At 42.4% G+C, this 14,531-nt stretch carries 18 protein-coding genes and 1 pseudogene; 18 read left to right on the forward strand and 1 reads right to left on the reverse strand.

Annotation, left to right across the window (positions count from 1 at the left end; translation table 11 throughout):
- Nucleotides 1–23: 23 nt before the first annotated feature.
- The 7 genes from T501_RS07210 (at nucleotide 24) to T501_RS07235 (ending at nucleotide 8,198) form a co-directional block, all read left to right on the forward strand.
- On the forward strand, nucleotides 24–2,831 hold the full coding sequence (locus T501_RS07210; RefSeq protein ID WP_081843072.1) for an alpha-L-rhamnosidase: 2,808 nt from the start codon (nucleotides 24–26) through the stop codon (nucleotides 2,829–2,831).
- The gene (locus T501_RS07215; RefSeq protein ID WP_044914001.1) at nucleotides 2,794–5,331 is read left to right on the forward strand and encodes a family 78 glycoside hydrolase catalytic domain; all 2,538 of its coding nucleotides are present in this window, start codon (nucleotides 2,794–2,796) and stop codon (nucleotides 5,329–5,331) included. The genes T501_RS07210 and T501_RS07215 overlap by 38 nt, the downstream gene beginning before the upstream one ends.
- A gap of 159 nt (nucleotides 5,332–5,490) precedes the next feature.
- Entirely contained in the window at nucleotides 5,491–5,760 is a 270-nt protein-coding gene (locus T501_RS07220; RefSeq protein ID WP_044914057.1) for a DUF6017 domain-containing protein, read from the forward strand.
- A 79-nt stretch (nucleotides 5,761–5,839) separates the two neighbouring features.
- Nucleotides 5,840–6,280: a hypothetical protein gene (locus tag T501_RS07225; RefSeq protein ID WP_026499363.1), complete on the forward strand. Its 441-nt coding sequence runs from the start codon at nucleotides 5,840–5,842 to the stop codon at nucleotides 6,278–6,280.
- Complete coding sequence (locus T501_RS07230; RefSeq protein ID WP_044914002.1) at nucleotides 6,280–6,717, forward strand: hypothetical protein; 438 nt, start codon at nucleotides 6,280–6,282, stop codon at nucleotides 6,715–6,717. Before T501_RS07225 ends, T501_RS07230 begins: the two co-directional genes overlap by 1 nt.
- A 231-nt stretch (nucleotides 6,718–6,948) precedes the next feature.
- Nucleotides 6,949–7,104, forward strand: coding sequence for a hypothetical protein (locus T501_RS21255; RefSeq protein WP_155994804.1), 156 nt, complete (start codon nucleotides 6,949–6,951; stop codon nucleotides 7,102–7,104).
- Nucleotides 7,105–7,235: 131 nt separating this feature from the next.
- On the forward strand, nucleotides 7,236–8,198 hold the full coding sequence (locus T501_RS07235; RefSeq protein ID WP_155994805.1) for a hypothetical protein: 963 nt from the start codon (nucleotides 7,236–7,238) through the stop codon (nucleotides 8,196–8,198).
- Here the strand turns inward: T501_RS07235 and T501_RS07240 are convergent.
- On the reverse strand, nucleotides 8,186–9,079 hold the full coding sequence (locus tag T501_RS07240; RefSeq protein ID WP_044914005.1) for a LysR family transcriptional regulator: 894 nt from the start codon (nucleotides 9,077–9,079) through the stop codon (nucleotides 8,186–8,188). The genes T501_RS07235 and T501_RS07240 overlap by 13 nt on opposite strands.
- Before the next feature lie 127 nt (nucleotides 9,080–9,206).
- Between T501_RS07240 and T501_RS07245 the strand changes: the two genes are divergently transcribed.
- From T501_RS07245 to T501_RS07285, 11 genes and pseudogenes are all read left to right on the forward strand, one after another.
- Nucleotides 9,207–10,244, forward strand: a complete 1,038-nt coding sequence (locus T501_RS07245) for a YeiH family protein (RefSeq protein WP_026496659.1) — start codon at nucleotides 9,207–9,209, stop codon at nucleotides 10,242–10,244.
- 184 nt (nucleotides 10,245–10,428) lie between these two features.
- Entirely contained in the window at nucleotides 10,429–11,079 is a 651-nt protein-coding gene (gene deoC / locus T501_RS07250) for a deoxyribose-phosphate aldolase (protein WP_022762004.1), read from the forward strand.
- 96 nt (nucleotides 11,080–11,175) lie between these two features.
- A complete protein-coding gene (locus T501_RS22680; RefSeq protein ID WP_255345354.1) occupies nucleotides 11,176–11,307 on the forward strand; it encodes a heavy-metal-associated domain-containing protein in 132 nt (43 codons plus the stop codon).
- Nucleotides 11,308–11,360: 53 nt separating this feature from the next.
- On the forward strand, nucleotides 11,361–11,645 hold the full coding sequence (locus T501_RS07255) for a metal-sensing transcriptional repressor (RefSeq protein ID WP_022762007.1): 285 nt from the start codon (nucleotides 11,361–11,363) through the stop codon (nucleotides 11,643–11,645).
- A gap of 54 nt (nucleotides 11,646–11,699) precedes the next feature.
- The gene (locus T501_RS07260) at nucleotides 11,700–12,347 is read left to right on the forward strand and encodes a YoaK family protein (protein ID WP_035773381.1); all 648 of its coding nucleotides are present in this window, start codon (nucleotides 11,700–11,702) and stop codon (nucleotides 12,345–12,347) included.
- A gap of 12 nt (nucleotides 12,348–12,359) precedes the next feature.
- Nucleotides 12,360–12,518 carry a hypothetical protein gene (locus T501_RS22845; protein ID WP_155994806.1) on the forward strand — a complete coding sequence of 53 codons (159 nt, stop codon included), beginning with the start codon at nucleotides 12,360–12,362 and terminating at the stop codon, nucleotides 12,516–12,518.
- Nucleotides 12,519–12,564: 46 nt separating this feature from the next.
- Nucleotides 12,565–12,993, forward strand: coding sequence for an oxidoreductase (locus tag T501_RS07265; protein WP_442856354.1), 429 nt, complete (start codon nucleotides 12,565–12,567; stop codon nucleotides 12,991–12,993).
- A 33-nt stretch (nucleotides 12,994–13,026) separates the two neighbouring features.
- Nucleotides 13,027–13,410, forward strand: a complete 384-nt coding sequence (locus tag T501_RS22850; protein ID WP_044914009.1) for a hypothetical protein — start codon at nucleotides 13,027–13,029, stop codon at nucleotides 13,408–13,410.
- Nucleotides 13,410–13,724, forward strand: coding sequence for a hypothetical protein (locus T501_RS07275; RefSeq protein ID WP_050008183.1), 315 nt, complete (start codon nucleotides 13,410–13,412; stop codon nucleotides 13,722–13,724). The genes T501_RS22850 and T501_RS07275 overlap by 1 nt, the downstream gene beginning before the upstream one ends.
- Before the next feature lie 165 nt (nucleotides 13,725–13,889).
- Nucleotides 13,890–14,327, forward strand: a complete 438-nt coding sequence (locus tag T501_RS07280; protein ID WP_013282512.1) for a radical SAM mobile pair system MarR family transcriptional regulator — start codon at nucleotides 13,890–13,892, stop codon at nucleotides 14,325–14,327.
- A pseudogene (locus T501_RS07285) lies at nucleotides 14,324–14,531 on the forward strand (radical SAM mobile pair protein A); the annotation flags it as partial. The gene T501_RS07280 and the pseudogene T501_RS07285, both read left to right, overlap by 4 nt.

Below are 14,531 nucleotides of genomic sequence, written 5' to 3' on the forward strand. Positions count from 1 at the left end.
TCCCAAGTGAGAGGAATAATAAAATGAATTTATATGACCTTAGAATAGAATATGACAAAGCTCCTTTCGGACTTTCAGTAAAAAATCCAAGGTTTTCCTGGAAACTTAAGTCCGGCAGGACCGATACCATGCAGAAGAACTATCGCATTGTTGTCACTGAATCTGATAGCGGAAACACTGTCTGGGACAGCAAGTTGATAGAGTCAGATGCATCAATACATGTGGAGTATGCGGGAGATGCTCTTTTAGATGAGACGGCATACAGTGTTCACGTGGAAGCCTGCGACAATCATGATGAAAAAAGCGAGATTGAAGGCGGTTTCGTTACCGGTATATTTGACCCTGCAAGCTTTCAGGCGCGCATGATCACCCACGACTTGTCAGAGGATAACAAGAGCTGTCCTGTGTTCTACAGTTCTTTTGCTACCAGGAAAAAGGTTAAAAGAGCTGTTGCCTACGTCACAAGCTACGGCGTTTATGAGATGAGCGTAAACGGAAAGACTGCAGGAGACCTGAGAATGGCTCCCGGGTGGACCAGCTACAAAAACAGGCTTCAGTATCAGATCTATGATATTACTGAGCTTATTGATAAAAGAAACTTCGTTGAGATCACAGTTGGAAACGGATGGTATAAGGGCATCCTTGGATTCACTCTAAAGCCCAATAATTATGGTGACAGGGTTGCTGCTTTTGCTGAGATTCACGTTTTCTATGAGGATGGAAGCTGCGACAAAATCTTTACTGATGAGAACTGGGGCGTAAGAGAAGGGCAGATTCTATCAAGTGAGATCTATATGGGAGAGTCGGTAGATACCACAAAAGCTGATTTTGCAGAGGGTAAGGTATCAGTAACGGAGTTCGATCCAAAGACCCTTGTTGCCCAGGAAAATGAGCCTGTCAGGGTAACAAAGAGGCTTAAACCCGTAAAGATATTTACAGATCCCGAAGGCAATAAGCTTGTGGATTTCGGGCAAAACCTTACAGGTGTTGTTGAGCTTAATATAAAGGGCAAAAAAGGGCAGAAGGTAACAGTTAAGCATGCTGAGACCCTGGATAAGAACGGAGTCTTTTATCCTGAAACTTTGCGAAAAGCCGTGTCCATAGATGCGTTTGTGCTTAATGGAGAGAGGCAGGTTCTTTCACCTAAATTCACTTTCCATGGCTTCAGGTATGCGAAGATCGAAGGCATTGAGGATCTCACAGAGGACATGTTCACAGCTCTGGTGATCCACTCTGATATGGAAGAGATCGGAGATTTTGAGTGCTCAAATAAGAAGGTCAATCAGCTCTATAGCAATGTGACCTGGAGCTTTAGGGATAACTTCCTTGATGTTCCGACAGATTGCCCTCAGAGGGACGAAAGGCTCGGCTGGATGGGAGATGCCCAGGTTTTTTGCTGGACTGCTTCAGAGATCAGAAACACAGCCAGGTTCTACAGCAAATGGATGAAGGATATTGGTGCCGAGTCATCTCTTGAAAAGGGTGTGCCTCATGTGGTTCCGGATATACTGGGCTCCTACAGTTCGTCAGCCTGGTCGGATGCAGCTGTTATCATTCCATGGGCTGTTTATCAGACCTATGGCGATACAAGGATTCTTTCAGATTCCTGGCAGTGCATGCATGAATGGGTTGATCATATAAGGAATCACTGCGGCGATAACGGCCTTTGGCAGACCGGCTTTCAGTACGGTGACTGGCTTGCGCTGGATAAGGAGGAGATGGCTGACAGGACCGGTGCGACAGACAAGTATCTTATAGCAAATGCTTACTATCTGTATGTGACCGATATTGTGAGAAAGACAGCCAAAGTTCTCGGACATTCCGATGCCGAAAAGAGCTACTCTAAGCTTTATGAAAAGACCCTTGAAGCTTTCAGGAGTGAGTATTATACCTCGACAGGACGTATCGTAAGTGAGACACAGACCGGGGCAGTGATATCTCTTTTCTTCGGACTGGCAAGAGAAAAGGACAGAAAGCGAATCCTTGATGCTTTGGTTGAAAATATAGCTGCACACAAGAATCACCTGGTGACAGGTTTTGTAGGAACTCCATACCTTTGCCATGTGCTTTCCGAGAACGGCGCTCATGATCTGGCAACAGTTCTTTTCATGCGTGAGGACTATCCTTCATGGCTCTATGCCGTAAATAAGGGGGCAACAACGATTTGGGAGAGATGGAACTCCATCACCCCGGAGGGTGACTTTGATGTGTCCGGAATGAACTCTCTTAATCACTATGCCTATGGTTCGATCGCAGACTGGATGTTCAGGAAGATAAGTGGAATCGAGCAGCTTGAGCCCGGATACAAGAGATTCAGGGTAAAGCCGATGCTGGTGAAGGGCATTTATTCTTTCGACAGGTCTTTTGAAACCATGTACGGAACCATAGAGAGTCATGTGAGCTGCAAAGATAGAAGGATAAAGGTTAAGGTTGTTGTTCCGGTTAATACTACGGCTGAGTTGACCCTTCCTGAGCAGACTGAGACTAAGGTGCTTGGTTCCGGAACCTATGAGTTCGACTATGCTACTGATACGGATCTGACTGTGGAGAGATACAGCATGGAGAGCACTCTTGGCGAGATATTGCAGAATCAGCTTGCAAAGGACATGTTTGAACAGTTTGCTCCGGGAATGCTGGATAATCCCATGATCGGATATGCCATGGGCATGACTCTTACGGAGATGCTGGTTCAGGCTCCTGAAGCAAAGCCTATGTATGAAGCTGTAATAGCAGCTCTTAATGTGCAGGAAAAAGCAAATAACCAGGGCGCGGCTTTTGATGGAGATATAAGAAATGAAGGCAATCAGACTACGAACAGAATATCTTGTTAATCCCCTGGGGATTGATGTACAGCACCCAAGACTTATGTGGAACTGTGAGGGCGGCGTTAAGCAGAGCGCCTATCAGATCGTCACTGATAACTGGGACAGCGGGAAGGTTGAAACATCTTCTATGCACGCGTTTTATCCAAAAGAGCTTGCAGACAGGGAGAGGGTTAATTGGAAGATCAGGCTCTTTGATGAAAACGGCGTTGCGGGAGAGTGGAGCGAGAGCTTTTTTGAGATGGGAATATCATCCTGGGAAGCTAAATGGATTACCGGGGATTATAAGGTCAACAGGAATGATAGATATCCGGTGGATCTGTTCAGAAAAGAATTTAAGGTTGAAAGCCCCGTTGAAAAAGCAAGGCTCTATATTACTGCCTGCGGAACCTATGAAGCAAGGATCGGCGGTGAAAAGACCGGGGATTTTTACATGGCTCCGGGACATACCGATTACAGAAGACGCGTTCAGTATCAGACCATAGACGTGACGGGGCTTGTAAAGACCGGCAAAAACGAGATTACTTTGCAGCTGGCAGATGGCTGGTATCGCGGAAGCTGTGGGGCCTGGGGACTTAAGAACCAGTACGGCATAAGGACCAAGATTCTGGCACAGCTTGAGTTGACCTATACAAATGGTGTAAAGAACGTGATCGTAACAGATGATAGCTGGGACTGGTGCAGCGACGGTACGATTCGTTTTGCAGACAACAAGGATGGCGAAGTGGTGGAGGCTTTCAGGGTTCCGCTGTTTAGAGGAAAGGCCAAAGCCACAAAGTACAGCGTCCTTCCAACTGCCTCAAACAATGTCCCGGTTACAGAGCATGAGCGTTTTAAGCCTGCGCTTATTACGACGCCCGCTGGGAAGAAGGTTCTTGATTTCGGACAGAATATTGCCGGAATAATCTCTTTTAACCTGAATGCGAAAGCAGGACAGAGAGTACTTCTCAAGTTCGGGGAAATGCTTGATTCGGATGGAGAGTTCACCCAGAAAAACATCCAGCTTAAGAAAAAGAACGGATATACTACGCCTTTGCAGCAGGTGGAGTACTTCTGCAAAGACGGAGTTAATGAATATAAGACAACCTTTGCGGTTTTTGGATTCAGGTATGCCCTTGTGGAGACTGAAGCGGAGTTTAAGGCTGAGGATTTTACGGCTATCGCAGTGTACTCGGATATGGAGCAGACGGGGTTTTTTGAGAGTTCCGATGAACTTTTGAATAACCTTTTTGAAGCAACGGTGTGGTCAGCAAAAGGTAATCATTTGGATATCCCTACAGACTGTCCAACCCGTGAGAGACATGGATGGACAGGAGATGCACAGATCTTCTTTGAGACTGCAGCATACATGTTTGACTTTGCTGCATTTTCAAATAAGTACTTGCATGATGTATATGATCTGCAGTCCGGTAATGGTAAGCTTCCCCAGATAGCACCTGCAGGAGGTGTTGATAAATACATGAACGCCATGAATGGATCCGTTGGCTGGTCTGATGTGGGAATTCTGATCCCCTACAGATTCTGGAAGATGTTTGGGGATGAGTCCATGATCAGGGAGTTCTATGACCGCATGGCAAGGTATGCCAGATTCATGGAAAAGAGATGTGGAAAGAGCTCAAAGATCTTTGGAGAAAAGATAAAACTTTCAGAAGAGAATGCGAAGTACCTGGTAAATGCAGGCCAGAGTTATGGTGAATGGGCTGAGCCTGAGGATGTCTGCGCCTTTAAGTGGCAGGATTTTGTAGCTCCACATCCTGAAGTGTCAACTGCTTACACTGCTTATGTACTTGGGCTTATGGCTGAAATTGCTGATGAACTGGGGCATGGCAGCGATGCTGAGGAATTCCGCTCATATTCAGAAGGATGCAGGAAAGCCTATCAGGAGCTGGTTTCCGGCGGTAAGTACACTCTGGATACTGACAGACAGGCCCAGCTTGTAAGACCGCTGGCGCTTGGTCTTCTTAATGATAAACAAAAGGAATATGCAAGGAAGAGACTGATCACAGCTCTGGAGAATTATGGATGGAGACTGGGAACAGGCTTTTTGTCATCACCACTGATCCTGTTTGTACTTGCTGAGTATGATATTGATTCAGCCTATAAGCTCCTAGAGAACAAGGAGATTCCCGGATGGCTCTCCATGCCAAAAAATGGCGCTACGACCATCTGGGAGAACTGGTCAGGACCATTCAACACTCAGGGAGCAGGTCTCGGATCTTTGAACCATTACTCCAAAGGTGCTGTCTGCGAGTGGCTCTTTAAGTCCATGTGTGGAATAAATGTTGATGGTGAAAACCGCTTTGTAATCTCACCAAGACCCGGAGGAAGTTTCACATTTGCCAAGGCTTCATATAACAGCGTCTTTGGTAAGGTGGAGAGTGACTGGGAAAAGAAGGATGGTAAGGTTGTATACAATGTTGTTATCCCCGCCAATTGCGAGGCTAAGATCATTCTCCCCGGGGGAACAGAATTAACAGCCGGACCCGGAGAGCATTTTTTTGAGGAATGAGTGGCATGAGCCTATGTGTGTGCTAGGGGGGTGAATATAATATGAAATCCAGTGCTGCCATGTGAATATCATTGTCCGGATGGAGAGCCTCATTACGTTAATGGGGAGTTATTTGTATATCCAAGTTAAGTCTGAAGAGGCACTTCCTGCTTATCAGGCATCTATGATCTGGTGCTTGAGACAGTTCTTTGCCAGAATCCAACCATTTGGATCTCCAAGAACGAGTATCCGACAAATCTTGTTAAGTCCAAGTTCCTGAAGCTTAACCATATGCATCTTGAGTATGTTATGGGATGTATGAAGGATAATACCACCAAGGTGCGGAATATAAAGAACTATCTTCTATCAGCTCTTTTCAATGCACCTACTACTATGGGGAGCTATTACCAGTCAGAGGTCAGTCATGATCAGGCATACAGAGCCATGTAAACACATTTGACATATGTGTTCGACACTCATATAATCAAAATATAACATGACTGTTCAACACTCATAGGAGGATGAAGATATGCCAAGAGTAAATCTATCACTTACACAGGATATGTATGATCGTATCGAGAAAGAAGCCAAGAAGCAGAACATCACAGTCAATTATTATATCTGCGAGATGCTGGAAGAGCGCTTTGGTAAAAGAACTACCTACGACTATACAGTGGCCGTTGGCGAGATGATCAAGGAAGCCAAGAAGATGGATAAAGAGTTCACTCTGGCAGATCTTCCTACTTTTGCAGATGTGAATGAGGTACTTGTAGAGTACAAGATCAAGGAATCACCGGCTCAGATAAGAGCCCGTCTTGGCAAGATGTTTAATGAGGCAGTCAAGAAGGGTACAGCAAAAGGAGTCGAGAGAGCCACAACAATAAAAGATGGCGAAGAGCAGCTCAAGTTCTATTGCAGGGCTGCAGTGTATGTCAACAAATTGAATCAGATTAAAAAGGGTGACAAATAATGTGGGATGAAGATAAGTTTTTCTTTAATAGACACGATAGCGTATCAGATAGTGTTTCAAGCAGTGCTGCCGGCGCTCTGGGAGGTCTTGCTGCTATTCCGCTTGCATTGGTCCTTTCAGCTGTTGGGATTCTCATTATGAGGATTGATATCCTCAATGCTGCCAGTGCTGGCTTTATTCCATTATTCCTTACTCGTAACATGGGATTGGATTCAAAAACGTGTCTGATTATATATGGGGTAACTGTAATTGCTACGCTCATTCTTGAACACTGTTTTACTATTGCCAAGATTATGGGAAGTATTATTGGCTGTCTGGTTGTCGCTTTTCTATGCTATGAACTTAGTGATGTGACACCTATGAACACACGGCTGATAATTACTGGAGTTGGAACAGTTATAACTATTTTGCTTAATATCAGATTCTGGAGAAGATAATCACAATAATACACGATTTTGAAGTCATCTAGCAGATAAAACTGCCAGATGACTTTTTTTATTTTTTGAAAACGGATATAGTAGAAGATAAATATCTGAAAAGTGTTGGAGGCGTAATGGTGCGTAGAATTGAAACTGAAAGACTCATTCTAATAATAGTGCAGGAGAACAGCTTCACGGAGGCTGCGGAGATATGCCATATTAAGCGTTCCGCTTGCTATCGTTCTTCCTATGTTATTTGGAGTTGAGGGAGTTCTTTTCTCAGCTCCTGTAGCGGACATTGTAACATCAGTAGCTGTTGTTCTGACGACAAGAAGTGTAATTAAGGAGCTTGACTCAAAGAGCACTGTTGTAGAAACAGCTGCCGAAAAAGCACAAGCGGCTTGATTTGCAAAGCCACTTGCTTGGAATAGTAACTTTTATTTACTATATATGCTTAATTCTTTTGCAGATCCTGATTAAAATTGACTAAAGGAGGAATCGCAATCATCACATTGATTGCATGTTTTTTATAGAATATGTATAGAGTCAAGAGAATAATACCATACGCTTGTACAGTTCTGTTAGTAGCGCTGATGACACTATTTGCAGAAACTTTAAATGAGAAGGAGATTATATTTCCTGAGATAACAGCATTAGCAGTTGGATATATGGTGGCAAAAAATAGAAGCTGGAAGGTTAATGGAAAGCGTATGCTTTCACTGATAACAGGCTGTGCGGTAATAGGAGTGTGCATTGTAAGATTTGTTACGTTTGATACGTATATCGAAGTGATTTTGGCATTCACAATCGCTCAGGTAATCTTTATGTTTTCAGGAACCACGTTTGCACCATTTGTCTCAGCAATAGTGCTCCCGGTGATGATGCATACTACAAGTATAGTGTATCCTATAGCTGCATTTGTACTGACATTACTTGTAATATTGTTTCATAAACTTTTTCTATTTCAGGGAATCCGAGCAGATGAGGAATATGTTCCTGTGATGCTGAATTCCAGGGACGATATGGTAGATACTTCCATTAGAATCCTTTGTGTGACAGTAATAGCCGGTGTTGCATTCAGAACGGGTTATAGATTTGTTGTGGCACCTCCGTTACTTGTGGCATTTACTGAGTTTTCCAGGCCAAGGAACAAAACAAGAAATATGCCAGTCAAAACGGTGGCAGTGATAACTGTGTGTGCCATAATTGGTGTGATTTCAAGATATTTCTTTGCTATTTGGATAGGGCTTCCTATTACGATTTCAGCAATTGTTGCTACAAGTGGTATGCTTATCGTTATTCATTTTACTAAGATGTATATGCCACCGGTTGGCGCTATTACCATGCTGAGCATGATAATATCTGAAAGCGTACTAATCACATATCCGATTCAGATTTTTGTAGGAAGTAGCTTGATTCTTTTTCTGTCCCGGATGATTTTCATGAGACGGCAGGATAACAAGCTTTATGAAAAAGAACATGAACTTCATGCAGAATGAGTTATAGGTTGTATTTCCTCACATATTGCACGGATCTCTTCACTGAAAACAGTATCTTTGGGCCAGATGAAGGTAAAATCATGTTTTACCCTAAAGTCGTCAAGGGGGATTGTTTTCAGATATCCGGCCTGCAGTCCTGATGCAACCGCTGCTTTATATAAAAAGGTGATGCCACAATCTTTTTCAATAAGGCTTATTATGGCATGCATGTTCTCCACCTGGGTAAAATTCCTAAAATCACTTGTGGAGTAATTGTTCAGGGCAAGAGCTCTTTCCAATATATTGCGCGTTCCTGAACCGGGTTCTCTTATAAGAATTCGCTCGGGAAAGAGATCTTTTATCACGCGTGGCTTCTGATTGAAAGAGTGCTTTGCCGAACAGACAGGAACGAACTCTTCTTTGCTAAAAAGCAGCGTTTCATAATCATTTTCAGGGAAATATCCTTCTACAAGTGCAAAATCTATAACACCGTCGGAGAGTTTTTTAAGAAGCTCCGATGTGTTGCCAAATGTAATCTTAAGATTAGTATCCGGGTGATTTTTTATGTAATCACTGATCGGATCAGCAATTATGTATTCTCCTATGGTCATGGTGACACCAAAAGAGATGTCTTTTAAGCCATGGTTATTCTTTGAAAGTATTTCTTTGAGACTTTCATCATCATTTTTTATCTGATTCATTTTTTTATACGGGAGTTTTCCGTTATCAGTTAGAAAAAGTTTTTTTCCATCCTGAGTAAACAGCTTTGTCCCGTATTCATTTTCAAGATGATGTATGTGCTGAGAAACAGCGGGCTGAGTAATATTCAGCTCCTTAGACGCCTTGGTGAAATTGAGGTGCCTGCAAACACATAGAAAGGTATCTATCCTGAAATCCAGCATAATCAGTCCTCCCTAACGATAAGAAATGTTTATGGATATATAATAATATATAATTTTATCTTTTTCAAAAGACAGAATAGAATAAGACCTGCGAAAGAACAGATTAAAAAGAGAGAGAGGTCTTGAGATGGATTTTTTGAAAAAGAATTACATGGGAGTAATAGTATGCTTCACTATTGCAGTTCCTTCATGGCTCCTGGGAAAGCGCTTCCCTGTCGTTGGCGGAGCGGTGATTGCAATCATTCTGGGCATGATAATAGCCCTGTTCTGGAATGACAAGGGGAAGGCGGCTGATGGAATAAAGTTTACATCAAAGATAATTCTGCAGGAGGCTGTTGTCCTCCTTGGATTTGGTATGAATCTTTCGGTCGTTCTTCAGACCGGGAAACAGTCACTTCCTATAATTATCTGCACGATTTCAACATCGCTTATCCTATCATGGATTCTTCATAAGGTTATGAATATCAAAGGAAACACAGCTACTCTTATCGGAGTTGGCTCATCAATATGCGGCGGCTCAGCAATTGCAGCTACGGCTCCTGTCATTGATGCGGATGATGATGAAGTGGCACAGGCAATTTCTGTGATATTTTTCTTTAACGTGCTGGCAGCACTTCTTTTTCCTTCGCTGGGAAAGCTTATAGGTTTTGATATCACAACAGGAGAGGCTTTCGGTATTTTTGCGGGAACTGCAGTTAATGATACTTCTTCCGTCACCGCAGCTGCATCAACCTGGGATAGTATGTGGAACCTGGGGAGTCAGACTCTTGATAAGGCAGTTACGGTCAAGCTTACAAGAACACTGGCTATCATACCTATTACACTGGTACTTGCGTATTTGAGGGCAAGGGAAGCAAAAAAGGATGGAAGTTCGACAAATGGCTTTAGCTTTAGAAGAGCATTTCCGATGTTCATAGTCTTCTTTGTGATTGCTTCAATTATCACAACTATTTGCTTGAGAGCAGGTGTCCCTTCTTATGTTTTTAAGCCACTTAAGGAACTTAGCAAGTTCTTTATAATAATGGCCATGGCTGCTATTGGCTTGAACAGTAACATAATCAAACTAATTAAATCAGGTGGGAAGCCGATTTTGCTTGGCGGCTGTTGCTGGATCGGAATAACAGTTGTCAGCCTTTTGATGCAGCATGTAATGGGAATATGGTAAAAGAAAAATAGGCGTTGACAAATACTCCCCCCTAGTATATATTGCAAATGGTAGGGGGGACTATTTTGTCGTCCCGTATTTATTGTCAAATTATGAACCAAAAAGACTATGAAATTTTTGGATGGACCTAGGGAATCCACCGCAAGCGGTACCACCCTTAGGTCGAAGAATGGAGGATACTCGAATGAAACTTGAAGAAATATTAAAGATGGTTGATCACACACTGCTTGCTCAGGGAAGCACATGGGATGAGATAAAAGAGATATGCGACGATGGTATGAAGTACCATACGGCTTCCGTATGCATTCCTCCATATTATGTGAAGAAAGCCCGTGAGTATATGGGCCCTGATATGCCTATAACAACAGTAATCGGATTCCCGAATGGAAATACAACAACTGCATCCAAGGTTTTTGAGACAAAGGATGCGCTTGCAAACGGAGCAACAGAGATCGACATTGTTATAAACATAGGGGAGCTGAAAGCTAAGAATTATAAGTTTGTTCTTGATGAGATCAATGAACTCAAAGAAGCCTGTGGCGACCATACCATGAAGGTTATCATTGAGTGCTGCCTTCTTACAGAAGAGGAGAAGATCAAGATGTGTGAGATTGTTACGCAGTCAAAGGCAGACTATATCAAGACTTCAACAGGTTTCTCAACAGGCGGTGCAACCTTTGAAGATATAGAACTCTTTGCAAAACACTGTGGTCCAAATATCAAGATCAAGGCATCAGGCGGTATTGCATCAATTGAAGATGCTGAGAAATTTATTGAACTTGGAGCACACAGACTTGGCACAAGCAGGCTGGTAAAGATTGCTAAAAGTATGTGATTTAGAAAAACTATAAAACACTGGAAATGGAATAATCAGTACATATGGACAGAAATAATATTTTGACTGAGTTTAAAAAATATACGGATCAACAGAATTGATGGCGTATCTGCAAAACTGAACCTCAAAAAGAAGCAAGCTGTTGTGAAGTACGAAAAAGAGGTAGAGGATGACACCTTGATAAAGGAGATAGAAGATCTTGGCTATAAGGTTGTTTCTGTACAATAAATAGCCGGGATATGATACTATTAGTCAACATATGAATAATAGGGAGATTACTTATGGCACATAAAAAGACAGTCAGAACAGCAGCACAGAAAAAGGCTCTGACCAACCGGTTGAAACGTCTGGAAGGGCAGATACGTGGCCTGGAAAAAATGATCGAGGATGACGTATATTGCAACGACATCCTTCAACAGTCCATGTCTGCAGCCTCAGCAATAGACGGCTTTAATCAGGAACTTCTTGGATATCACCTGAAAGGATGCGTTACGGACGGCATAAAAAATGACGATGAAGAAATCGTGGACGAATTATTGAAGACGATCCGTAAACTCATGAAATAAAAGAATTACATTCATGAGTAACTATTCCGCGATAATAAAATATGTAGGAGAAATATGCAGACATCTGAGAGTTTTCGATTAAGTGCATTATTATCCTTTTCAGGAGGATTACAGGATGCGTATACATATAATATGAGGGATAAAGTCTTTGCCAATGCACAGACCGGCAATGTTGTTTTAATGAGTCAGAACCTGATGCAGGGTAATTTTATGCAGGGGTTACACTATATGTGTCCGCTTTTTTCGTTTGCTGCTGGGATTTTTATAGCAGAGAGAATTGAAAACGAGTATAAATGTGCTGAAAAAATCCACTGGAGACAGATTATCATAATAATTGAAATGATTGCGCTTAGCATTGTCGGACTTCTCCCCATGGATATGAATATGATAGCAAATATGATTGTGTCATTTTCATGTGCCATGCAGGTGCAAACATTTAGAAAAGTACATGGATATGGATATGCAAGTACCATGTGCATTGGAAATCTGAGAAGTGGAACAGAGAGCCTTTCTAAATACCTTAGAGACAAAAACAAACAATCTTTGTACAAATCATTTCACTTCTTTGGAATCATTCTGATATTTGCTATAGGAGCAGGATTTGGCGGAGTAATATCCGGAATCATTGGGATAAAAACCATATGGATTTCGGTAGTCATACTGCTTATAGTTATCAATATGATGGTAAAAGAAGTAAGGTAAAATTGGCATACAATGCGCGGTTTGCTGGAGGCGATGGTTCAGCAGGTGCTATTCTCCAACTCCGCTAAAAATGATGGTCTAAAGGAATTTAAGATGAAAAATGTACTCTTGAGTGATGATGGTGATATAAAAGTTTATTCTGTTCCTGACATGGTAGAACAAACGCTGTGATGAATATGGAGGTACCACCGAGAACCGGACAAGATTTCCGCGGGAGATCATACAGGCAATCCGTAAGACGGCGGGTGAGGATTTTCCGATCTTCTATCGCATGAGTTCGGAAGAATATGTTCCTGGCGGACTTGAAATAGAAGAGGCGAAGCTGATTGCAAGGCTGATAGAGGATGCTGGTGCGGACTGTATCCATTGTTCACAGGGCGTATTTGCGACCGGACATATTATCATCCCGCCTGCGCCGGTTCCTGTCGGCGGCTTTGTCCATCACGCGGCCGAATTGAAAATGGTCGTGGATATTCCGGTTATCGCAGTCGGCAGAATCAATGACCCGATGCTTGCGGAAAACATCCTTGCATCCGGAAGCGCTGATCTTTGTACAATGGGAAGGGCTTCCCTTGCAGATCCCGAAATGCCGGAGAAAGCACGCAGGGGAGACTTTGCTTCGATCCTCCATTGCATCGGCTGTTAGGGAGTAGGAAAAAACTACTCTTGGAAGTGCCCGATGGATGAGCTTGAAATAGCAATGAATTTTGAGAAAATGACCAAGGATGAAGATCCGGAAGTCATTGTATCAATTATCAGAAGTATTGTTGAGAGAATTATTGTTACCCAGGAAGGCAAGGATAGTAATGTTCATCTGTTTCTGAAAGGACAGCAGGGTGAGAACTACGACGATTTTTTCGCCGATAGCGACACTCTCATCGATGCTGAATATCGCAGTGACGAGCTGTGTGATTCAGAAGGGTGTCGCAAACTGCATCCAACATATGCGGGAATACAACTCAGAAATGCCTGCGCAGAAATCATGGAAAAGCAGGGGTATGAGGAGCCGACGGGACAGGCGAAGATCACACCGGGATTCAATCTTTGGAGCAGGCGGAGGTAATGAGTCTTGCATCTCCAATGTTCTTCAACAACATTAGTGGCCCATTACAATCAGCAATAAGTAGAATTTACGCAATGGGTAAGCCGGAAAAACTTAAAAAGTGCGCCATGCTTCTAAGTAGCAGAATCGATGGGATTTATGAAGGTATTATGGAAATCCATAAAATCACAACAAAAATCCTGGGGGTAGAAGATATCGGGGTGATTACTTCTGTTGGAGAGCAAAATTCTATTCTCGAAAGAAGAAAAGAAATGATTGAACATGGTTTTGTGTCTGAAAAATTAAATGTAGGTGTAATAAAGGAAAAAACTTAATGAAATTAGGGAGTTTGGTAGAAGACTATAGCAGATGGAACACGTTATCAGATTCAGGTTTTTCGAGATGAATGATAGAACATAAAATCCGAAGTTATGATATGTGTGCTTGACAAAAATACTCCTATATCGTAGTATAAAACTACGATATAGGAGTATTTAATTATGAAGACAAATGGTGGATTTCTTGTTACAAAAATAAAACAGCTGGGTGATCGTATATTTGAAAGGATACTGGCAGAAAAAAACATTGATGCATTCAACGGAGCTCAGGGAAGGATTCTTTATGTCTTATGGCAGGAAGATGGTGTTCCTATTAAAATTATTTCCGAGAAAAGCGGACTTGCAATTACTTCACTTACAACCATGCTTGAGCGGATGGAAAAAAACGGACTGATAAGCCGCAAAACTGATGAAGCTGATAAGAGAAAAACTCTTCTGTTCCTCACGGATAAAGCCAAAGAACTTAAAGAAGCTTATGACTCCGTATCCAATGAGATGGGGAATATTTATTATCGTGATTTTACGGATAAAGAGATTCTTCAGTTTGAAGAGTATCTTAACCGCATCAGGGTAAACCTTGAGGAATGGAGTGACAAATGAGTATCTGTATTAAAGATCAGATTCAGAACATGAATCTTGTTATAGGGTGCACTGTTGGATGTCCGTACTGCTATGCCAGAAACAATACGAGGCGTTATCACATCATAGATGATTTTGAAAAGCCACAGTTTTTTCAAGGAAAGCTTCGTATGATGGAAAAGAAAAAGCCGCAGAATTTTCTGCTGACCGGCATGAGCGATCTCT

It is taken from the genome of Butyrivibrio sp. WCE2006 (genome assembly GCF_000701985.1).
Lineage (GTDB): Bacteria > Bacillota > Clostridia > Lachnospirales > Lachnospiraceae > Butyrivibrio.